Annotated in this window: 17 protein-coding genes, 1 tRNA gene and 1 pseudogene; 12 read left to right on the top strand and 7 right to left on the bottom strand. The window is 62.1% G+C overall.

Annotated elements, in window-relative coordinates:
* The first annotated feature begins 8 nt into the window (after positions 1–8).
* Positions 9–278: a hypothetical protein gene (locus BXY39_RS15980; RefSeq protein WP_121939880.1), complete on the top strand. Its 270-nt coding sequence runs from the start codon at positions 9–11 to the stop codon at positions 276–278.
* A 399-nt stretch (positions 279–677) separates the two neighbouring features.
* On the opposite strand, the gene bamJ is transcribed toward BXY39_RS15980, so the two are convergent.
* Entirely contained in the window at positions 678–1,643 is a 966-nt protein-coding gene (gene bamJ, locus BXY39_RS19965; RefSeq protein ID WP_121939879.1) for a BamJ family beta-barrel-assembly machinery protein, read from the bottom strand.
* Positions 1,644–1,848: 205 nt separating this feature from the next.
* On the opposite strand from bamJ, the gene BXY39_RS15970 reads away from it, so the two are divergent.
* The gene (locus BXY39_RS15970) at positions 1,849–2,349 is read left to right on the top strand and encodes a DUF3253 domain-containing protein (protein WP_121939878.1); all 501 of its coding nucleotides are present in this window, start codon (positions 1,849–1,851) and stop codon (positions 2,347–2,349) included.
* Positions 2,346–2,684 carry an Hpt domain-containing protein gene (locus BXY39_RS15965; protein WP_121939877.1) on the top strand — a complete coding sequence of 113 codons (339 nt, stop codon included), beginning with the start codon at positions 2,346–2,348 and terminating at the stop codon, positions 2,682–2,684. The genes BXY39_RS15970 and BXY39_RS15965 overlap by 4 nt, the downstream gene beginning before the upstream one ends.
* Before the next feature lie 200 nt (positions 2,685–2,884).
* Here the strand turns inward: BXY39_RS15965 and yihA are convergent, their stop codons facing one another.
* The 5 genes and pseudogenes from yihA to rpmH all read right to left on the bottom strand — a co-directional run bounded on the left by yihA (position 2,885) and on the right by rpmH (position 7,184).
* Positions 2,885–3,589, bottom strand: coding sequence for a ribosome biogenesis GTP-binding protein YihA/YsxC (gene yihA / locus BXY39_RS15960; RefSeq protein ID WP_121939947.1), 705 nt, complete (start codon positions 3,587–3,589; stop codon positions 2,885–2,887).
* 174 nt (positions 3,590–3,763) lie between these two features.
* Complete coding sequence (gene yidC, locus BXY39_RS15955; protein ID WP_121939876.1) at positions 3,764–5,596, bottom strand: membrane protein insertase YidC; 1,833 nt, start codon at positions 5,594–5,596, stop codon at positions 3,764–3,766.
* A 20-nt stretch (positions 5,597–5,616) separates the two neighbouring features.
* Positions 5,617–5,910, bottom strand: coding sequence for a membrane protein insertion efficiency factor YidD (yidD, locus tag BXY39_RS20070; protein ID WP_121939946.1), 294 nt, complete (start codon positions 5,908–5,910; stop codon positions 5,617–5,619).
* 372 nt (positions 5,911–6,282) lie between these two features.
* Positions 6,283–6,777 (bottom strand): annotated as a pseudogene (gene rnpA / locus BXY39_RS20065) (ribonuclease P protein component); the annotation flags it as partial.
* 272 nt (positions 6,778–7,049) lie between these two features.
* Positions 7,050–7,184 (bottom strand): 50S ribosomal protein L34, encoded by a 135-nt coding sequence (gene rpmH / locus BXY39_RS15940; protein WP_121939875.1) that lies wholly within the window; start codon positions 7,182–7,184, stop codon positions 7,050–7,052.
* A gap of 408 nt (positions 7,185–7,592) precedes the next feature.
* Between rpmH and BXY39_RS15935 the strand changes: the two genes are divergently transcribed.
* Both BXY39_RS15935 and BXY39_RS15930 read left to right on the top strand, forming a co-directional pair.
* Positions 7,593–8,996 carry a sensor histidine kinase gene (locus tag BXY39_RS15935; RefSeq protein WP_121939874.1) on the top strand — a complete coding sequence of 468 codons (1,404 nt, stop codon included), beginning with the start codon at positions 7,593–7,595 and terminating at the stop codon, positions 8,994–8,996.
* Between the two features lie 131 nt (positions 8,997–9,127).
* On the top strand, positions 9,128–10,054 hold the full coding sequence (locus BXY39_RS15930) for a P1 family peptidase (protein ID WP_121939873.1): 927 nt from the start codon (positions 9,128–9,130) through the stop codon (positions 10,052–10,054).
* A 122-nt stretch (positions 10,055–10,176) separates the two neighbouring features.
* Here BXY39_RS15930 and BXY39_RS15925 read toward each other — a convergent pair whose 3' ends face one another.
* A complete protein-coding gene (locus tag BXY39_RS15925) occupies positions 10,177–10,884 on the bottom strand; it encodes a hypothetical protein (RefSeq protein ID WP_121939872.1) in 708 nt (235 codons plus the stop codon).
* Between the two features lie 142 nt (positions 10,885–11,026).
* Between BXY39_RS15925 and BXY39_RS15920 the strand changes: the two genes are divergently transcribed.
* The 7 genes from BXY39_RS15920 to BXY39_RS15890 all read left to right on the top strand — a co-directional run bounded on the left by BXY39_RS15920 (position 11,027) and on the right by BXY39_RS15890 (position 22,079).
* Positions 11,027–11,103, top strand: a tRNA-Arg gene (locus BXY39_RS15920).
* A 710-nt stretch (positions 11,104–11,813) separates the two neighbouring features.
* Positions 11,814–13,754: a dynamin family protein gene (locus BXY39_RS15915; protein ID WP_121939871.1), complete on the top strand. Its 1,941-nt coding sequence runs from the start codon at positions 11,814–11,816 to the stop codon at positions 13,752–13,754.
* A 2-nt stretch (positions 13,755–13,756) separates the two neighbouring features.
* Positions 13,757–15,589 (top strand): GTPase, encoded by a 1,833-nt coding sequence (locus tag BXY39_RS15910; RefSeq protein WP_121939870.1) that lies wholly within the window; start codon positions 13,757–13,759, stop codon positions 15,587–15,589.
* A 134-nt stretch (positions 15,590–15,723) separates the two neighbouring features.
* On the top strand, positions 15,724–15,966 hold the full coding sequence (locus BXY39_RS15905; protein ID WP_121939869.1) for a type II toxin-antitoxin system ParD family antitoxin: 243 nt from the start codon (positions 15,724–15,726) through the stop codon (positions 15,964–15,966).
* Positions 15,967–16,011: 45 nt separating this feature from the next.
* A complete protein-coding gene (locus BXY39_RS15900) occupies positions 16,012–16,896 on the top strand; it encodes a calcium-binding protein (RefSeq protein ID WP_170163889.1) in 885 nt (294 codons plus the stop codon).
* Between the two features lie 409 nt (positions 16,897–17,305).
* Positions 17,306–19,312, top strand: a complete 2,007-nt coding sequence (locus BXY39_RS15895; protein WP_121939945.1) for a BCCT family transporter — start codon at positions 17,306–17,308, stop codon at positions 19,310–19,312.
* 133 nt (positions 19,313–19,445) lie between these two features.
* On the top strand, positions 19,446–22,079 hold the full coding sequence (locus BXY39_RS15890) for a TonB-dependent receptor (RefSeq protein ID WP_121939867.1): 2,634 nt from the start codon (positions 19,446–19,448) through the stop codon (positions 22,077–22,079).
* Positions 22,080–22,193 lie beyond the last annotated feature (114 nt).

Genomic DNA, 22,193 nt, shown 5'->3' with positions numbered 1-22,193 from the left:
TGCCGCCCATGACAGAACAGCCGCCGCCCGGACGCAAGGGCAAAAGACATAAGCGACAGGCCGACGAAGCCTCAGGTGGAACGGGCCGGAGATCGAGGCCGGGACCGGTCCAGGGCCGGCACCTGCCGCCGCCGCGCCTGACCGTGTGGGCGTTCGCCTATGGCGTCCTGTATGTCGCCCTGCCGTTTTTGGCCGCCATGGCGGCAATCGACACCGCCCTGTACCTGCTGTTCCGCTTTGTCTTCGGCACCTGTTACGGCGTGCTGTGCCTAGTGTGAGGGTGTGACCTTTGATGGTGCCAGAAGTTGGGTGCCCTGCCTTAATTTGTTTGAAAAGCCTGGCCGGTCCTTTCCCTCACGGGATTATAGCCCGAAGAGCTTAACCGTCCCACGCCCCCACCCGGCCACCCATAGCATATGATCCCGTGGGTGGCCGGGTGGGGGCGTGGGACGGTTAAGCCCTGCTCAACAAAAATCAGTGGGAAAGAGGGGCAGCAGGCCGGCAAAATCCTACCCGGCAGATACCAGTCGCGAACGCTGCGGGTAAGGTGTGACCCTGCCAAAATTAATAGAGGCCAGGCCGTATCCTCAGGCCCGTTGGGGACTCTTTGGAATACGGGACGGCCCAATCCTTCAGCCGGCCGTCCCGTGTCCTGTGCCGAACACGCGGTGAAACAGTCAGCCTTCGATGTTGAGGAGCTCCACCTCGAAGATCAGGGTGGCGTAGGGCGGAATGGTCTGGCCGGCGCCGCGGGCGCCGTATCCCAGGTCGGCGGGCACGGTCAGTTCAAACTTGTCGCCCACCTGCATCAGCTGCAGGCCCTCGGTCCAGCCGGGAATGACGCCGTTCAGCGGGAAGGTGGCGGGCTCGCCGCGCTTGTAGCTGCTGTCAAACTCCGTGCCGTCGATCAGGCGGCCGGCATAATGCACCGTGACGTTTGATTCCGCCGTCGGGTTGTCGCCGCCCGTACCTTTTTCCAGCACCTTGTATTGCAGGCCGCTGTCGGTGATGGTGACGCCATCGGCGCCGGCATTGCTGTCCAGATAGGCCCGCTGCGGCGCCTTCATATCCTCGATCAGGGCGGCGCGGCTTTTCACCTCGATCAGTTCGATATCGAAAATCAGGGTGGAATGGGCCGGAATGGACGGCCGCTCATTGGCGCCGTAGGCCATGTCGGCGGGCACGGTCAGCTCCCACCGGTCGCCCGCCCGCATCAGGCCGAGGGCCTCGACCCAGCCGGAGATCAGGCCCTGGCGAGGGAAGGTGGCGGGTTCGCCGCGTTTGCGGCTGCTGTCGAACACCGTGCCGTCGATCAGCCGGCCCTCATAATGGACGACGACGAAATCCTGCAATTCGGGCGTGGCGCCGTCCCCTTCGGCCAGGGATTTGTACTGCAGGCCGCTGTCGGTGGCCGTGATCCCCTCGCGGGCGGCGTTTTCCTCCAAAAAGGCAAGATTTTCCGCCTTATACGCGGCGACGTCTGCGGGCATTGTTTCACTTTCTTCGATTGTGGGGGGGACGGCGGGGTCCTGCGTCTCGTCCGTGTCACTGTCCTGGCCGGAGCCGCAGGCGGCAAGTCCGCCGGCCAGCAGCGAGAGGCTGAAAACCAAACGGGCTGATTTTTTCAAAGAAGACCTTGGCATGACGCAATTCCCTTTTAAACTGGGCGCGAGCCTAACGTGCGTCCCGGCCGTTGTCAGCCATTATTCCGCCTCCGTTTTCAGGGGGCGTGTCCGGCGGACGGATAGGCGGGGCGAGACAGGTTCATGCGGTGCCACCTGCGGGCATATAAAAGGGCCGGGCCGTAAGCAGACAGTGTGAAATCCGGGCAGGATTGGGGACCGCGTCATGACGAAATCCGCTGGCGGGATGGATGCCGCCATTGCCGAAACCCTGACCAAGCTGGTCACTGGGCGCCGCAGCGTGTCGCCGCGTGATGTTGCCCTGACACTGGTGACGGGCGGGGAGGACTGGCGCCGGCTGTTGCCAGCCATACGCCGGGTGGCCGAAACCCTGGCGGGCGAGGGCCGCATCGTCTTTCTGCGCAAGGGCCGCCCGGTGGACCCGGCGGGCCTGAAGGGCGTCTACCGGCTGGCCGCCGGCCCCCGAGCCCCAATGTCGGATGGTCCAATGCTGGATGGTCACCCGTCCGATAGTTCCCGGCCAGACAGTCCCCAGTCGGACAGCCTCCAGTCAGACAGTCCGCTGTCAACTGGTCCGCTGCCAGGGGGGTCGGCCCCCGATATCCCGGCTGCCGGTGTTCAAGACCCCGATGTGCAAAGCCCCGATGGTCCGGCGCCCGCTGTCGGGTCCGCGCCGGGCATGGACGATGGGAGGGCGGCGTCATGAGCCACGCCCTGCTGGACAAGGCTGTGATCGAAATGCGGCGGGGCGAGGTCGGCGATGTGCTGCCGCGCTTGCTGGATGCCCTGCGCGGCGAAATCGCCAGCCGCATGACCACGCTGCGCCCCGCGTTCGAGGCCGGCGACCCCCACACGGTCGAAGTGCAGGCCCATGCCCTGAAAAGCGCGGCGCGCTCGTTCGGCGCCATGCAGCTGGGGGAGCTGTGCGCCCAGATGGAACTGGCGGCGAAAACCGGCCGCCCGGCGCTCGGCCCCGATGATTTCGACCGGCTGGAGGCCACCGCCGCCGACACGCTGAAGGCGCTGGTAGGGGTTTCCTGACACTGGTTCGGGTCGGTCACGGCAGTGATTTGCGCGCAGGCGGCAGTGTGCCGGCCCTGACAAGACGCGCGCGTGGGGACAGTTCGCCGGCCTGAAGCCGCCTCATGGATGCCCAGTCTGCCCTGTTCTGCCTTTGGGGCTCGCCTGAGGAGCCCTGTTGTGGGGTTCTTTTTTTGTGGGGTGAGATTTGCGGGCGCGCGTCAGGCCAGCAGGCCGGCGATGTCCGCTTTCAGGTCGCCGAGGCCCCAGTCCTTTTCGCTGCTGGTGGGCAGGATGACGGGGTGGCAGGCCACATGGCCGGCCGCCTGGGCCGCGACGCGGGCGGCGATGGCGGCGCGCTCGGACACTTTCAGCTTGTCCATCTTGGTCAGCACCAGCTGATAGTTGACGGCGGCCTCGTCCAGCATGGTCATGATCTCACGGTCATTGGCCTTCAGCCCGTGCCGCGCATCGATCAGCAGCATGACCCGGCGCAGGCTGGGCCGGCCGCGCAGATAGGTCTTGACCAGCCGCGTCCACCGTTCCACCTGTTTGCGTTCGACCCGGGCATAGCCGTATCCGGGCAGGTCCACCACATAGAGCGGCAGGTCCATACCGTCGCCGAGGCGGAAATAGTTCAGCTCCTGCGTGCGGCCGGGGGTGTTGGAGGTGCGCGCCAGAGCCTTGCGCCCGGTGAGCGCGTTCAGCAGGCTGGACTTGCCCACATTGGAGCGACCGGCAAAGGCGATTTCGGGCCGGTCCGGCGGCGGCAGGGTGTCCAGCGAAACGGCCCCCTTGACGAAATCGGCCTGGCCGGCGAACAGGCGGCGCCCGATGTCGGCGAGCCGGGCGTCCCGGTCCCCGTCGGGGCCGTCATCGCCGGCGCCACCGTTTGCCCCCGCAGCCCCGTCTGCACTCGCAGGCATTGGGGCACCGGCGGGACTGCCAGAGGCCTCGCCAAAGTCCTTGCCCTTGCCACGGCCCCTCCCGGTGCCGTTGTCCTGACTGCGGGCGGCAGGCGGCTTGCGGGTCATGGCCGGGCCTCCGGCCGGGGCCTGTGTGTGGAGGCGCATGTCATGGGAGCGGGGGCCGCCACGGTCTCAGTCCGTGCCGGAGCGCGCTTCCTCGCGCCGCATGATGACCCATTGCTGTGCCACGCTGAGCAGCGAGTTCCACGTCCAGTAAATCACCAGCCCGGCGGCGAAATTGGCCAGGATGAAGGTGAAGATGATCGGCAGCAGGTTCATGATGCGCTGCTGGGTCGGGTCCATCTGGGCCGGGTTCAGCTTCTGCTGCAGCCACATGGTCACGCCCATCAGGATCGGCCAGATGCCGATGGCGATGAAGGTGGGCGGGTCCCAGGGGATGAGGCCGAACAGATTGACCGGTGTCAGCGGATCCGGCGCCGACAGGTCGCGGATCCAGCCGAAAAACGGCTGGTGGCGCATCTCAATCGTGACGAACAGCACCTTGTACAGGGCGAAGAAAACCGGGATCTGCACAACGATCGGCAGACAGCCGGCCAGCGGGTTGATCTTTTCCTTCTGGTACAGGGCCATCATTTCCTGTTGCAGGCGGGCCTTGTCGTCCTTGTGGCGTTCCTGAAGGGCCTTCAGCTTGGGTTGGACCTTTTTCATGTGGGCCATGGAGACATAGGATTTGTTGGCCAGCGGGAACAGCGCCAGCTTGATCAGCACCGTCAGCAGCAGAATGGCGACACCGAAATTGCCCGTCAGGCCGAAAAAGAATTCCAGCCCGGCGAAAATCGGCCGGGTCAGGAAGTAGAACCAGCCCCAGTCGATGGCCCGGTCGAACAGGGTGATGTCGTGTTTGGTTTCATAGTCGTCGATGACGCCGACGATCTTGGCGCCGGCATAGACGCGGTGGGTCAGCGTGACGCTGTCGCCGGCGCCGACACGTTGCCAGTTCTTGACGAAATCGGCGCGGAAGGACGGCGCCGCGCCGCCGATATGGCGGATATGGGCCTCGGCCAGCGGGGTGGTCTGGTCGGGGACGAGGGCGGTCATCCAGTATTTGTCGGTAAAGCCGAGCCAGCTGACCGAGCCGGTTTCCTCGAACCCGTCCTCGCGCACGTCCTCGTAACTGATGTGCCGGTAACTGTCGCCGAACACGCCGATGGGTCCGATGTCCAGAATATACATGTCATCGCCGCCAAAGCCTTGCGGCAGGTCGCGGCGGCTGATCAGGCCGTAAGGGGCCACCGTCAGCGTGGTCGCCGCCGTGTTGCGCACGGTCTGCGTCACGGTGAACAGGAACCGGTCGTCGACCGCGATGGTCATGGTGTAGGTCTGGCCGGCGCCGTTGTCCCAGGTCAGGGTGACCGGGCTGTCGGGGCTAAGTGTGTCCCCGTCCGCCCGCCACAGCGTATCGGCGGCGGGGGCCAGCGGTGTGATGGCGCCATTGGTCGCCTGGGCCGTCGTCTGTGTCATCGTCTGGGCCGTCCAGCCGAAGCGGATATAATGGCTTTCGGCGCTGCCGGGCCGGGCCAGCAGGCGCACCTTGTCCGCGTCGCCCTCGACGCTGACGCGGTGGTTCACCAGCACCAGATCGTCCAGCACCGCGCCGCGCAGGGACAGGCTGCCCTCCAGCGCCGGGGTCTTGATGGCGATGCGCGGGGCGTTCGCCGCATTTGCCGCCATATTTGCCGTCAGGGTGTCGGATGTGTCCGCACCGGCCGCCGGCGCCGCGCCGCGCGGGGTCAGGTCCTGCGATGCCGCCGGGCCTTGGGGTGCCGGACCCTGGGGGGCGAGGGTGGCATCGGTGCCGGCCGGATTGGCGGCCTCTTCGGCGGCTATTTGTTCGGAGCGCAGGCGCTCGGCCTCCATTTGCGGTTTCAGATACAGCTGGTCATAGGCCAGCATCACCAGCAGAGACAGCCCCAGCGCCACCAGCAGATTGCGGTTCTCACCCATCACTCACATCATCCCGACAGTCAGTTGTTTTCGCGCGCTGGCCGGCCTTGCTTGCCGGCGTGCCCGCCTTTTGGTGTTTTTTTATGCCCGGTGACGCCGCGCGGCGTCACCGGATCGTAGCCGTGTCCCCCCCATGGGTGACACCGCATGACGCGCCTTATTGCCAGCCATGACCCTTTGAGTCCACCGTGCAGACGCACGGCTTCCAGCGCATATTGACTGCAGGTTGGCTGAAACCGGCAGTTCGGTCCCAAAAGTGGCGATAAAACAAGCTGATAGCCGCGTATCAGCAGGACCGCACCGCGCGCCGCCAGGCTGAGGGGTGCGTCGTTTTTTCCGGCCCCGGCAGCACCCACCGGTCCGTTTGGTCCGGTGGTGCCGGCGGGGCGCGCCCTGTTTTGCCCGGCCTGACAGCAGCAGGCATCATGCCTGTTGCCGGTTTCGGGCGCCGTTTTGTCGACTGCTTTATCAGCGACCCTATCGTCCGTCCCGGTGCCGGGAGCGTCGTGACCTGCGGGGGATGTGTCCCGGTTTTTCTTAGGGCCGTTGCCAGTCGTCGGCCTTTTTTTCGCGGCGCGTTTGTCGGCCGGTGGGTTTTGCCCCCCGGTGCGGCCGGCCACGCCGGAGGGGCGTCGGCCCCGGCCTGCCGGTTTTGTCAAATCGGCGCCCGCCGCCAGCTTGCGCAGGGCCCATTTCAGGTCACTTTGCAAACGGTCGAAGGGGTAGGCGACCGCCGCCTGTCGGCCCACCAGAACATAGTCCCAGCCCGGCGCGGCGTGACGCGGCAGCACGGCGCGGGCGGCGTCCTTCAATCGGCGCCGGGCGCGGTTGCGCACCACGGCCTTGCCCACCTTGCGCGAGACGGTGAAGCCGATGCGTGCGCCGCCGGCGGGTGTGCCTGCTTTGTCGTCCGCCTGGCTATCGGTCCGGGTATCGGCCTGATGATCAGGCGGGTTATCACTTTGATCTTCGGGACGGACGTCCGTTTCCGCTCCGGCCCCGGTGCCGCCGGGTTTCGCCTGCAGGATAAAGGCCGGGGTGATCCATTTGCGCCCCGTTGCCGCGACCGCCAGATACTCGGCCCGCCGGGTTAGCCGGCCGTATTGTATGCGGGGCGTTTGCGACTCAGGGGGCTTTGAGGACTCAGGACGTTTTGGAGACTTGTGGGACGCAGAGGACATGGTGCCCCCGTCCACCGCCGGGGCGGTACCGGGCGGTGCCGATGGGTTCGGCCTGTCTTGCCCCGTCTGCGTCATGTGCCCGTATCCGTCCTTTGTCCGTCCTGTCGTCACAGAAATGGCATCACAGAATAAAGCCGACCGACGGGGGGCGTCGGTCGGCTGCAATTGTCTGTTGCCGGGCTTATGTGCGGCCGGGATTTTCGCGGGGGGTGCCCGCCCTTTGTCCCTGCGGCCCGGTCGCGGACCGGCCCTGTCAGGGGCCGGGTGCCGTCTTATGCGGACAGGCGCTTGCGGCCCTTGCCGCGCCGCGCATTGAGGATCTTGCGGCCGGCAACGGTGGCCATACGGGCGCGGAAACCGTGGCGGCGCTTGCGCACGATGACGCTGGGCTGAAAAGTGCGTTTCACTGGTCTTCTCCATACTCGCCGGGCGCGGCGGGCGCGCGGGGCGTGATTTGTTTGCCCGGTCCGGTGAATGGAAAACCATGCCCGAACGGACGGTGTCATATCCGGCGCGGCCCTGTTGGGCGCCCCGGCGAAAACATAGCCGGGCTCTATACCGGCTTGGCCTGCCTGTGTCAATTGCCGCCGGTGCCGGGTTTGGGTGTCGGCTCTGAAGTCACGGCCCTGGGTAACGCTCTTTGAGGCGCTGGCCCGGTTGGCGGGTGCGGACCACTATCCCCGGTTAGTGTGTCAGAGTACCTGTTTTGGGGCAACTGTTCCGGGCAATAGTTCCCTGTGGACGGAGATTGCAGCTTGCATGGACGGCGGGGCCGCTTCTAAATAGACGCTGTCCGTTCCCAAATCCGGCCCGTGATGTCCGACTATTACCGACCTTTTACATCCAGTCTGCGTTCCCGGCTGCTTCTGCTGACGATTTTGTTCGTCACCATTCTGGAAGCGCTGATCTTCGTGCCGACGCTGGCGGCCTTTCGCCAGAGCTATCTGGAGGAGCGCCTGGTCGCCGCCCAGATCGCCGCCCTCAGCCTGGAGGAGGCGCCCAACAATGCGGTAAGCCCGGCGCTGGAGCAGGAACTGCTGGCCACCGCCGGAGTGATCGCCGTTGTCATGCGGCGTGAGGATATCAGCCTGATGCTGGGATTCGGCGCCATGCCGGAAGAGGCCAATGCCAGTTACGACCTGCGCAATCCGACGCTTGGCGGCCTGATCGGCGATGCGTTCGAGGCGCTGGGCGCCAAGGGCACGCGGGTGATCCGGGTGATGGGCCGCCCGCTGCTGCCGGCAACACGGTTTCTGGAAATCACCCTGGATGAGGCGCCGCTTTACGACGCCATGGTCGATTATGCCCGCAGCCTTCTGCTGTTGTCGCTGCTGGTGTCCATTTTCACCGGTATTCTGGTCTATCTGGCACTGCACTGGCTGGTTGTCAGGCCCATGCGCCGCCTGAAAAACAACATCGTTGCCTTCAGCCGCCAACCGACCCGGCCGACAAAGCTGAAGGCGCACACACGGCGGCGCGATGAAATCGGCATTATCGAGCGGGAGCTGGCGCGCATGCAGCAGGATGTGCGCCGGTCCATGCAGCAAAAGGCGCGACTCGCCGAACTGGGCGAGGCGGTGGCCAAGATCAATCATGACCTGCGCAATATCTTGTCCACCATCCAGCTGTCCTCCGGCGCGCTGAAACGGGTGGACCATCCGGGGGTGAAGCGGGTCTCGGACCGATTGGTCAACGCGGTCAGCCGCGCCATTGCCCTGTGCGAGCGGACCATCCGCCACGGCCGTGCGGCGGAACCCGCCCCGGAGAAGCAGTGGTACGACCTGGACGCCCTTGTGGTGGAGGTGGCGAGTGCCCTCGGCCTGCGGGATGAACCGCATTTCCGCTTTACCTCCGACATTGCGGACGGGCTGACCGTTTACGGCGACCCGGACCAGCTGCACCGGGTGATCATGAATCTGTGCCGCAACGCCCGCGAGGTGCAGGACGATCACGGCGCCATCCATGTTTCCGCCACCAAGGACGAGGATGGCACCGCCCATATCGCCATCCGCGACGAGGGCCCCGGCATCCCCGACAGCCTGCGCCCCACCCTGTTCAAGGCGTTTCAGTCCTCGGGGCGGCCCGGCGGGTCGGGCCTGGGCCTGTCGATCGCCCGCGATATCGTCGTCGCCCATGGCGGCCGCATCGCCGTCGGTGAAACCGGCGGCACCGGCACGGTGTTCACCATATGCCTGCCCGGCGAGGATGACAGCCTGTGAAACTGGCCTGTGATTGGGGCCTGTGACGGGCTATCTGTGACGGGCTATCTGTGACGGGCTATCTGTGACGGGCCACCGGCCTGCCCGGCGATGCACCCCCAAACCCAGCCCACCCGTGTGGAGACGAAATCATGCACGACACCATCACCCGGCCCGGCCCGAAGGACTGTCTGACGGATATTGACGGCATCGCCGTCGGTCAGGCGGCGGACGCGGATGTGAAAACCGGTGTTACCGTCATCCTGCCCGACAGGCCGGTCGCCATGGGGGTGGATGTGCGCGGCGGCGGGCCCGGCACCCGTGACACCGACGCGTTGGACCCGACCTGTCTGGTCGACGGGTTTCATGGCCTGGTGCTGTCGGGCGGGTCGGTGTTCGGCCTCGGCGCGGCGGATGCCGTGGTCGCCGCCCTGTCAGCGCGCGGCACCGGACTTCCCCTGGGCGCGCGGGCGGTGCCGGTGGTGCCGTCGGCCATTCTGTTCGACCTCGCCAATGGCGGCGACAAGGACTGGGGGGAGACCCCGCCCTATGCCCGCCTGGGCCGGGACGCTCTGGCGGCAGTCAGCGATGGCCCCGTTATCCAGGGCACCGCCGGCGCGGGCTACGGCGCCCGCGCCGGGGACCGGGCCGGCGGGATCGGCAGCGCCAGCCTGGTCAGCGATGACGGTATCCGGGTCGCGGCGCTGATCGCCGTCAACAGTTTCGGCGCGGTGACCGATGCCGCCGGGGGCGCCGCTCCCGTGCATGGCCGGGTGACGCTGCCCAAGGCCGGGCTGCTTGGCGGCAACACCACCATTGGCGCGGTGGCCACCAATCTGGCCCTGGACAAGGCGCAGTGTCGGCGCCTGGCGATTATGGCGCAGGACGGCCTGGCCCGTGCCATCCGGCCCATTCACACGCCGTTTGACGGCGATACGCTGTTCGCGCTGTCCACGGGCGCGCGCGCTTTGGATGCCCCTGATACCCCTGTACCGTTGGCCCTGACCGTGGCGGGGGTGATGGCGGCGGACTGTGTGGTCCGCGCCGTCGCAAAAGCGGTTGCCGCCGCCACGCCCTGAGTGCCGCCACGGCCTGCGCCCTGCCGTGCCTCACGCACAGTCATACCGCGCGCGCAGATTGGGTTGGCCCTTGGAATGGGCTCTGGGAATTAATCCTGAGAATTGACCCTAAGAAAACGGGGTCAGTTTTGCAGACGGCCCAGGCGCTTGCGGGCGGTGACCACATAGGCGTCGGTTTCGCGGCGCAGGCGGGCGGCCTGGTCCCTGACGGGGGCCATGGCGCCGGTGTTTGCGTCGGCATCCGTTTCGGTATCGGGGGCCATGTCGGCCAGCGGGTCCAGGCGTTCGCTGGTGTGGCTCAGCCGCGTCAGGGCCAGTTGGGCGGCGATCCAGTCGCTGCGCCCGACCGGTGCAGTGTCCTCCGGCCTGTTGTCCGTCAAGGCGGACAGGGCGGCCTCGAACGCCTGGCGATCGGCCCGCAGGGCGGCGGCAATTGCGGACAGAAGGCTTTCGGCCTCCGCCACGGTGGCGGGCACCGGGTCCGGCGCGCGCAGCGGTTCCGCCGGCCGGGCGCGCTCGATCACGCGCTGCCGGTCCTCGGCCCTGGGCAGGGGGTCGCTCAGACGCGGCCAGTCGCTGCCGCTGCAGGCGGACAGGGCCGTCACCGCCGTCACCGTGATCAGGGCGGCCAGGCCGCGCCGGGTGGGCACCCGCTTTGCTGTACGAGCCGCAGATGGGCGGGATGTGGGCGGGAACGGGCGGCGGGTCATGTCCGGATATCCGTGGGGGTTTGTCAGGGCGTCGTTTGGCCGTGACGCTAGACCGCGCGGCCCGGTCTTGGCAAGGCCGCCGGCCCTGTCCAGGCCGATTTTCAGGGGCTCATGGCCCATCCGCGGCCCATCCGCGTACACGACCAATTGGGGCTTGCATTTGCCGGGCAAGCTGATTAGGTTGCGCCGCACGCCTCATGGGGCCGGTGCCGAACAGGCGGCGGAAACAGACCCTCAAACCCCCATGACGCAGGACGGCTTGGCGCCGGTAGCTCAGCTGGATAGAGCACCAGACTACGAATCTGGGGGTCGGGGGTTCGAATCCTCCCCGGCGCGCCATTTCCTTTTTGTCCCACAAAAATCTTTTAAAGCCTTGAAGTGCATAGAGATATTTGGTGTTAAAACCCTTTCCTTCGAACTCATGCTAATCGGTCCGCAAACGTGAGTTTTAGGACTGCGCGCTTGTCCTCGTATCTATCAGAGGCCCAGAGTTTCCAAGGACTTGACAGGAATTCCATAGCGTGTTCGAACAACTCTTCCCAAGTATGCTGCGGTTTAGGGGCATTTGAGAGTTTTTCTGTCAATTCTAAGTGCCGCGCTCTAATTTTCTGATCCTGCGTTCGTACGCTTGAATTACCGACGTGCTCTCAGCATCGACCAAACGGTCTGAGAGCTTGTGAACGTTTGCATCGACTCCTTTGACCTCTTGGCGCATGGCTGTTCGAGCATCTTCAACGCCTTTGATCCTGCCACATCAGGCACTAGGGATGCGTCCGCCGATCCCAAAAACCCTCACGAAAAGTGGCCCATAACAAGGGGGATGGACGCTCTTCCAAATCCAACACGCAAACACTACACAGAAACTGGCTATGTTGTAGGTGGCGGGTCAAGAAGATCTATTTTTAGAGGCGTTAAACACCGACGGCATGATAGGCTTGGAAAAATATGGATCGGTGTTGGCGAGTTGTTAACGGTGAGGACCCAACAGAGGAAGTGAAGACTTATTTGAGCTCGCATTTTGGATTTGATCTTCAATAGAGTGGGAAAATATGCAATCGCAAATCAAGTCGCCCCGAACTGTCATGCAACAGTTTGGCGAGTCGAGAAAACGCATGCAGGCCTCATTGGATCGGTTGTCGACAATGGCAGAACTTTTGGGTCCCGCATTGACCGCGCAAAAGTCACGTCTGAGCCAGTGTATCCGCTTTTTGGCTGCTGATCAGGCCCAATTTGGGGTGATAGGTGCGGAGGGCGTTGGAAAATCAACCCTCATCAACGCCATTCTCGGCGAATACTCAGATATTGTGCCTACGGAAAGATCTCAGCCTGGCACTGTCGCAGCAACCTACATTAGTTTTGGAGAACAGGATGAGCCGCAATACCGCGTTGTGACTGACGATGAAGGCACCGAATGCATTCTCAAAAATCTAAGTAAAAAAGAGTTTGGGAAATATGCACTTCAAAAATTTAATAAAAATAATGAAAAGATGGTCAAGTGGCTGGAGATTGAGATCAATAATGGCACACTCGCCGGCGGACTGACGCTTGTGGATATTCCTGGCGGAGAAGGCGTATCAACTGAGGTGAGAGAGCAGACGAGTTTCTTCCTGTCCCATAGAGAGCATGCCATTGCCGGTGTTACGCGCGAACGCTCAGGTTATGGAGCCTTGAAACGCTTACTAGGCTCAGCAGACATCTTCGATCAGGTTGGGGTGTTGATTTACAACACCAACAGGTCCGCCTTCGACGACGTGGAAGACGGATTAGAGCGCGATAGAATTGAAGAGTATCGGCAGGGGTTTGTGGAAGCTGTCGCCGGTGAGCTTTCTGAACACGTTCTAAAGAAGACATTTGTCACAAATCTTCGACGGCTTTCGTCTGGGGAGCGGGCAACCAATGAGATAGACAGTGCACTTGATCTCGAGGGCCAGGCAGCGCTGGCTCAGATCGCCCAAGTGATCGAACAACGCTCGGTGACTGTGGTGTTGAAGCGTGGCGTTGCACTCACAATCCAGGCTGTGGACGAATTCCAAACCATGGTGCGCCGCCGCAAGGCAGTGCTGGATGCACTTCTTTCTGGAGAAACCGGCGGAGCAGATGTCGTGCGTGCCAGAGGGACGCTGAATGACGAGCGTAGACTTGCAGTGCATGCGTGGACAGCGGCGGAAAACGACCCGGAGCAATTCGAGCGAGATCGTGAAGCTGCAAAGGAGGTGACATCGGCGGCAGTCACACTCAGAGGGGATATAGCTCGCGGACTCGGGGCGCTGAAGGATGATTGGGAAGCCCGGGAAAATTATGACAACGAAGCGCTGGAGATACTCGGCAGCAGCATAGAGGCTACGTTCTCCAAACATGCGGCCGAATATACCAATTTCTGTGTCAAGAGACTTCTCCAAGAAGCTAGGCCTCGGATCGTACGTCGACAGGCGCTTCTAAACCGGGTACTTTCGAAGATCGATTTTTTCGACGACCTGCCCACGCAGAGCGAAAATGATATTGACTTCTCAGCCTCGTCGGCACCGGGTATTGAAATCGATCGGGGGGTTGATGTTGCCGCTGCAGCCGGCTTCGCGGGATCTATGGCGTCAGCCAGCGTAAGTATGGGGGTGACGGGGATCGGACTGAGCGTGGCGTGGATTCCTGCTGTTGCCTCCGTGGTTGCTGGTCTTTATTCTGGTATTCGACATCTTATACGTGGAGGTGACAGAGGGGCAGGACATAAGATCCTAGAGAGTGCGCTTGGAAAGTCTCTGCTTGAACTGCCGGATCCTGATGGCGAAGCGACACGCTGGCAGGAGGCGCTCGGCGAGGCAGTGGCTGCCCAACTCAAGCTGTTCGAAGCCCAACTCGATGAAATAGACGCGATCTTTACCGATCCAGGCCAAGCCCGAGATCGACTCGAAGACATGACAACTGAATTGTCTTCACGGCTAACGGAAATATCCGCTGAACGCAGTGCCATTTTGCGTTTAAGCCCAGCGGATTAACCATGATGATTCAGGGGGACCTTTTTCGCAAGGTTCTAAGTGAACTAGATGCGGCTGCAGCCAAACTTGAGCCACCCTCATCGGCAATTCAAGAGGCGTTAGACGCATTGCGAACGCGCTTCGTGTATAGCCAACCTCGTATCGCCATAGTAGGTGGTGAAGGGGTAGGCAAGTCAAGTTTGGTCAATGCGTTGTTAGGCAGCCCCTACGCACCAACCCATGCCTCAAGGCCGTCTACAGCTGTTCCCATTATCTTTGCGGCGGCAAATGGCGAGCCACATTGGCGGATAGTCGATGTGGACGGCGAGGTGCACATCAAGACACCGGAAACGGCCCTTCGATTGATTGTTCAATTTGATCTTCCGAGCGGGGAAAATAACGCACCGCTGGCAGATTCCGTCGACTTTGGAGCGGTTCGACCAAAGAGATTCTGGTTATGGCGTTTGCTTTGGCCGTTTGGCGGTCGAGAGCGGCACGGGAGACGGTCGGCTAAACAGCTAAAGTCGGCACTTGTGCGCGACCGCGTGGCCTACGCTTTTGCAGATATCAAAACAGAACGTCTCCCACACGGTGTCCAATTGCTCGATTTGCCAGGCATTGAAGGTGTCAACGACCGTTATTCGTCGAAACCGCCCCCTGCCGGATTGATTGAAGGAGCTGATATTGTCGTGGTGACGCGGGGACGTGCGCATGGTCCGGCGATACGATTGATGGGTACTTTGGCTGCGCGTTCCATTGATGTTTCTGCTGTGATCGTGAATGTTTCTATCGATGATCTGTCCGTCGAAAAGACTGCCGAAGACATCGAAGCATTTCGTGAAGGGTTTGTGCTAGCGTGCGAGAACGCAGACATTGTTCCGCCTGACACCATCTTCGTTTTAGACACTCGTCGCGTTTATTCTGAGGTGGCTGATGATGTACTCTCAGCCTTCAAACCCGAGACGGAGGCTTTTTCGAATTGGTTTGAAGATGTCGTCAAAACAGCACCAGACCGATTAGTCATTGGCAACAAAAGTTGCGTTCAAGCGGCTGCTGAGTTGATAGTTCAAATCGTGCGCGAGAGAGGTGACTACCTTTCAGTGTTGGCCGCGCAGGGGAGTGAACTCGTTTCCGATTCAATCCCAGCGCTACGACCAGCCACAGTGACTTCAATAACTAACATCATGTCTGCCGGTGTACATGAATTCAAAGCAATCAAAGCCTCAGTGTTGTCTGCAGCAGAGTACCATTTGGATGACTTGCTTGATGAAGTGCGGCGGGTCCAGCAGCAAGTGCGCGTTCAGGATATTGTCGTTGCAATCCATCTTGGTGGTTGGCGTGATGAAATTCACTCTAAAGAATTCAAGGTACGTCAGAAGATCGCGCGTTGTTTCGAGGAAAAGGTTTCTGCAACCATCGAAGATGTTTGGTCTGAACTTGCTGCCACATTTGTCGACCCGAATAAGACGTGGCCGATCACTCGCGCAACCATTGCAGATCGTTTGAAACATGCGGCTTTGCCCGAAGCCCTCAACAACTTCAGTCCACCTTATCTGCCGAGCGTATCAGCAGAATTCGGCATAATGGGGATTGTACAAGCCCGAAAACCGATTTTGGATGGCCTTGAAGCATATGCACAGCACTGTTCAATCGATGTCTACCGATTTTCACTTGAGCGCGCCCTCGATGAGACCATTGAAACAGCCATTCGCGAGATGAGCGTCTGTGGAACGCAGGTGATGTCGTCTTGGCGAATGAACCATTCAGATGTTCGATCGTGTATTGCACGAGCAGTATCCCAATTGGGGTCCGTTGAAGCCGACGTCGATAAAGCGCTCTCCGCTCTCAACGGATGATTGCAGGTTATTGCAACAGCTTAGGATGAGCTAGCAGAACACTTTGCCATTAAAAATTAGTTGCGGATAGAGATAAAATTGACAATTTTTGCCAAATTATGCCATAGCATTCCATGAAAGATGGAGGTGGCGACATGGCGACGATGAACGTTTCCCTGCCCGATGAGATGAAAAACTGGGTTGAAAGCCAGACCCGTACTGGCCGCTACAGTAACGCCAGTGACTATGTGCGTGACCTCATCCGTGAAGATCAGGACCGCAAGGACAAGATAGCGCATATTCAGGCTCTGGTGTCCGAAGGTCTGGAAAGTGGCGTCAGCGACAAATCCATGGATGACATCCTTAAAGAGGCCCGCGCACGTACCAAAAACGTCTGATCCTGAATGTCCTGCAAGCTTACCCGCAAAGCCGAAGACGATATAATGGATATCTATCTGCAAGGACATACGCTGTTTGGCGAGCAGCAGGCTGAACACTATCATCGCGGAACGGATACGGCAAACCCCGGCCTGTCGGCCACGGTGACGGCCGGAAACGTTCCGCCGCCGCCACCGCCGAACAGCGGGCCGTCGACGGGCGATACATCGGCGGACATGGACGCGGGCGAGAGCTACACCTTCACCACCGGAGATTTTCCCTTCGACGATGCCGACGGCGACCCCCTGGATGCCGTCATCATCGACAGCCTGCCGGAGATCGGCATCCTGAGCCTGAACGGAGACGCCGTCGTTGCGGGACAGTCCATCGAGGCGAGCGATATAGCCGCCGGTGGGCTGGTATACATGTCGCATATGCGCGGGGCGGACGCGGATTTTGTCTTTCGCGTCAGTGACGGCAGCCCGCAGATATCGGACAGCGCGCGCTTCACCCTCGCGGTCAGCGACCCGGATGGCCTGCCGCCCCTTGTCGGGACGCCGAGGTCTGACAGCCTGATCGGCGGCGACAGGGACGAGTTCATCTGGGGGCGCGCGGACAATGATGTGAAGCACGGCGCCGGCGGCGCTGACAGGCTGGGCGGCAGCATCGGGCATGACACAATCAATGGCGGCACCGGGAGTGACCTGCTGTTCGGGTCCGACGGCGACGATGTGCTGTGGGGCGGTTTGGGCCATGACATCCTGTTCAGCGGCGACGGCGACGATACGCTGACCGGCGGGACGGGCAGCGACAGCTTTACTTTCGGACGCCTGGCCGGCAACGACCGCATCGCGGATTTTGTCACGAGCGATGACATTCTCGACCTGCGCTATGCCGCAAGGGATTTTGACACCCCGGACGATGTGCTGGCGACGGCAATCCGGCCCTGATCATCGATCTTGGCGCGGGCATGGACGCAGTGCCCCAGTCCGTTACGCTGGCAGGGCTGACCCCGCTTGATCTGGCGGATATGACCATCCTGATCTAGACGAGAAAACCGCTCCCTGTGGCCGGTACCCTTTTGGGATGTACACCCCAAAAGGGTACCGCTTTTGCCAAAGCCTCGCTTAAACGGACGCTGCCCTGGCCCCTCTTAATATCCTTGATGTGCAGAGGTTCACCCTTCCCGCCCGTCGTTCATGGCCGCAGGGAGAGAGGTCGTTGTCAGAGTGTTGTTGCCAGAGTGTGGTTGCCGGTGTGCCGCTTTATGGCATGCGTCTATATTATTTGAGAACAAATTAATTGATCTCGAAGCATAGACGGCCTTATCCAGTGGGCAAACAGTATGAGTTCATGTTCATGATATATGGTAGCGACAATCCCCTCGAGGGGCAGCTGCGGGCCGGGGTTCTGCCCGCCGTCTTTCTGCCGGCGGCGCTTTTGATCCTTGTCCTGGTGGTGTTCGCCGCCGGGTTTCCGGAAACGGCGGGGGCGGCGTTTTCCGGTCTCAATACCTGGATTCTGGACACCTGGGGCTGGTTCTACGCGCTGGCGGTGACGGGATTTCTGGTGTTTGCGTTGATGCTGGCTTTCAGCCGGTTTGGGGCGACGCGGCTGGGGCCGGACGATGCGACGCCCGATTACAGTTTCGCGAGCTGGTTCGCCATGCTGTTTTCGGCCGGCATGGGCATCGGGCTGATGTTCTTCGCGGTGGCGGAGCCGGTGATGCATTATACCCTGCCGCCGACGGCGGCACCGCGCACGGTCGCGGCGGCGCGCGAGGCGATGCAGGCGACCTTTTTCCACTGGGGCGTCCACGGCTGGGCCGTTTACGGGGCCGTGGGGCTGACCCTGGCCTATTTCGGCTATCGCCACAAATTGCCACTGACGATACGGTCGGCGCTGTATCCGCTGATCGGCGAGCGGATTTACGGCCCCGTGGGGCATGCGGTCGATGTGTTTGCGGTGCTGGGGACGCTGTTCGGGGTCGCGACCTCGCTCGGCTTCGGGGTGGCCCAGGTGAACAGCGGTCTGAGCCATCTGTTCGGCCTGCCGATGAGCACCGGGACGCAGATCGTGCTGATCGCGGCGATCACGGCGGTGGCCACGGTGTCGGTCGTCTCGGGTCTTAACGTCGGTATCAAGCGCCTGTCGGAAATGAACCTTGTGCTGGCGCTGGCGCTGTTGCTGTTCGTGATCGCGGTGGGGCCGACTGTTCTGATCTTCGGTGCCTTTGCCGAGAATCTGGGCGGCTATGCATGGACGCTGATCGACCGGTCGCTCAGGGTCGGCATTTACGGTGCCGACGGAGACTGGATCGGCACCTGGACGATTTTTTACTGGGGGTGGTGGATCAGCTGGTCGCCCTTTGTCGGCATGTTCATCGCCCGGGTCAGCCGGGGGCGCACGATCCGGGAATTCGTCCTCGGCGTCCTGCTGGTGCCGAGCCTCCTGACCTTTCTGTGGATGACGAGTTTCGGCAACACGGCGCTGGATATGATCGACGGCGGTGCCACCGTGATCGCCGACAGGGTGACGGACAATTTGCCGGTGGCGCTTTTCGTGTTTTTGGAACAGTTTCCCCTGTCGGAGGTCGTGTCCCTGGTCGCCACCGTGCTGGTCATCAGTTTTTTCGTCACTTCCAGCGACAGCGGCAGTCTGGTGATCGATATCATCACCGCGGGCGGCCGTACGGACAATCCGGTGTGGCAGAGGGTGTTCTGGGCCGTAAGCGAGGGTCTGGTCGCGGCCGTCCTGTTGCTGGCGGGCGGGCTGGCGGCGCTGCAGGCGGCCGCAGTGGCGACCGCGCTACCGTTCGCGATGGTGCTGATCTTCGCGCTTGTGGGGCTGATGCGCGGCTTGCTGGTCGAGGCGACCAAGGCTCGCGGGGCGGAAGTGGCACCGGATATCGCACCGCCGGCCACCGGCATGCCGTGGAAGATAAGGCTTAACGCCATTCTCAGCCAGCCGACACGGGAGCGGGTCGACACCTTCCTGGCGGAGACCGTCCGGCCCGCCCTGCAGGAGGTGTCCAGGGAAGTGACGGCGCATGACTGCACCGCGACGGCGTTCGTGGACAGCCAGGGGGCGGTGCTGACCATCCGCCATGTCAATGAGCCGGATTTCCGGTTTGCGGTGCAGTCCAAGGGCTACCGCGCGCCGGCGTTCACCTTCGCCGACACGGACCCGGAGGTCACGCGTCCCGAGACGCATTACAGGGCCGAGGTGTTTCTGGCCGAGGGCGGGCAGGATTACGACATATACGGATACACGCGCGAGCAGATCATCCACGAAGTGCTGAACCAGTATAACAGGCACATGCATTTCCTGCATCTGGCACGCGATATGGCAAGCAGCATGAATTGATGTATTCAAATTATTTGAATTCAAAGAAAAGTGATCCTATAAGCTCGGGTCACATCCCGGCCCTGTCCTGAAAGTCCTGAAAATTCCGGACGGCCGCCAAAAACAGAAGCCAAACCAACAGGGGCACATATCTATGAGGTTCAACGCTGGCGTCTCGCTCGTGGCGCTTGCCGCCGCGAGCGGTATCACAAACGCCCCCGCCCATGGGGAAGAGGACCGGATTGAAGAAATCCAGGTGACCGCGACCAAACGGATGGCAAGCACCCAGGATATTCCGGTTGCCGTCAGCGCGCTGACCGGCGCGGCGCTGGACGATCTGGATGTGGATGTCTTTGTCGACTATCTGCAGCAGCTGCCGGGCGTCAACGCCGGCGGCTCGGGTCCGGGCCAGAGCACAATCTACATTCGCGGCCTGGCGTCGACCACGCCCAATCTGACGACAGCTGGCGTGGCTGGCCTTGCCCCCAATGTGGCCCTTTACCTTGACGAGCAGCCGCTTGCGCAGCCGGGCCGGAACCTGGATGTGTATGCCGCCGACCTTGAACGCGTCGAGGTCCTGGCCGGTCCCCAGGGTACCCTGTTCGGCGCATCCAGCCAGGCCGGGACCATCCGCCTGATTACCAACAAGCCGCGGCTGAACGAGACGGAAGCCATCACCAATTTCGGTATCGCCTTCACCAAGGGCGGTGAGATGAGCACCAAGGTCGAAGGCATCATCAACCTGCCGGTGACCGAGAAACTGGCGGTGCGCGCCGTCGCCTATGTGGACGATCAGGGCGGCTATATCGATAATGTGGCGGGCACCCGCAGTGCCAGAGAAAGTGCGCGGTTCCGCCCGGCCGGCACGATGCGGGCGAACGGCGTGCCCGTGTCTGCCCAGCGGGCCGGGTTCCAGGGCACGGCGGACCTGTCCGACGTTACATTCCTGGACGCGGACAATTCCGCCATCGCCGAGGACGACTTCAACGACACCCAGTATACGGGGTTCCGCTTCGGAGCACTGTATGAGTTCAACGCCGACTGGCGCCTGACGGTGACGCACGCGCGCCAGAGCATCGAGTCCGACGGGGTCTTCTTCATCGATCCGGAGATCGACGATGACGACGATCTGTCGGTGAGCCGTTTCGAGGACGACCGGCTGGAGGACGATTTCTCCAACACCAGCTGGACGGTGGAGGGGCGTCTGGGCGCGCTGGACGTGGTTTACAGCGGGGCGTTCACCGACCGCGAAACCGATCAGCGCGTCGACTATACCGACTATCTCTTCGTTGGCCAGTATCTGCCCTATTATATCTGTGACAGCAGTGTCAGCTATCCCGGTGAAGCGACCCCGAGCGGGACCTGCCAGCCGCCGAACATGTTTGTGAATTCGACCACCGACACGACGGTGCAGACCCATGAACTGCGTTTCAACACGCCGGCTGAAAACCGCCTGCGCCTGACCGCCGGCGGGTTTTACAGCGATCTGCAATTGGATGAGCGCAACGACTATACCTATCCGGGCTCTATCGTCGCCGATGTCTTCGGCTCGCCCGGGTTTTCGCCCAATTTTCCCTTTACGACCGGGTTCCGCTCGGACGACGGGCCGTTTCCAGCGGGGGTGATTTTCCGCAACGATGTGCGGCGCACCGACGAGCAGTTCGGGGTGTTCGGCGAAGCCACGTTCGATGTGGTGCCGGACCTGATCGCGGTCACATTCGGCGCCCGCTACTATGATATCGAGGTGGATTTCGAGGGCAGCGCCAATGCCTCCTTCTGCAACTCGTTCCAGGCGGACGCCAATGCTTTCGGCACCGATATCAGCGATATCTACAATGGCGACGGGCAGGTGACCTTCCGGGGATCGTGCGACACGTCGCTGCACCAGACCTTCGACACGTCGGACACGGTGCAGAGCATTGTCGACGCCATCGGGGTATCGGAAGCCCAGGCCGGCCAGATCATCAACGCCATCAACGCCCCGGATGTGGCCGAGACCAGCGGCGTGATCTTCAAGGCGAATATCAGCATCACGCCCACCGAGGACACGCTTTTCTACGCCACCTTCTCGGAAGGGTTCCGCCCCGGCCTGTTGAACCGGCCGGGCGGGGCGCTCGGCCCGGACGGCTTCGTTGTGCCGTTCGAGTTGGAGACCGACGAGGTCATCAATTATGAGATTGGCTGGAAGCTCGACCTGTTCGAGGGCCAGGTCCGTTTCAACGGCAACGCTTTTTTCGTCGATGTACAAAATCTGCAAACCACCATTTTCGACCCGTCGATTGTCAATCTGTTCTTTTCGGCCAATGCGGCGGATGCGGAGATTTACGGCGTCGAGGGTGATTTCATCTATGCCCCGGCCGGGGTGGAGGGGCTGACCTTCGCGGGTGCCTTCTCGATCCTCGACACCGAGATCACGGATGTCCTGGTGCCGACGGACGATGTGATCGAAGGGTCCGAGCTTGCCTTTGCGCCGAGTTTTTCCGCCAATCTGCGCGCCCGGTACGAATGGGACGCCGGTCGGGACATGACGGCTTATATCCAGCCGCAGATCGTCCATACCGGCTCGCAGCGCAGCGACATCATCGAGATCAACGCGGCGGAGATCGACGACTGGACCACGTTCGGTTTCGCGGCCGGGGTCCGGCGCGATGCCTGGTCGGTCGATCTGTTCCTTGAGAATATCACCGACACGCGGGGCGAACTGGCCAATAATTTCGTCTTCGACCGGGAGCGGGTGACGGTCATCCGCCCCTTCACGGCGGGCTTGCGGTTGAGCTATAGGTATTGACCGCGCGAAGGATCGTGGAGGACACTTGCTTGTGGCGCCTGCGGGCGCCACAAGCATTTCGGGGTCAGGGATGTGACGGATACCGAGACCACAGCCGATATTCTGCAGGCGGCC

It is taken from the genome of Eilatimonas milleporae (assembly GCF_003688555.1).
GTDB lineage: Bacteria > Pseudomonadota > Alphaproteobacteria > Sphingomonadales > Kordiimonadaceae > Eilatimonas > Eilatimonas milleporae.
This window is presented reverse-complemented; position numbering and strand designations above follow the sequence as displayed.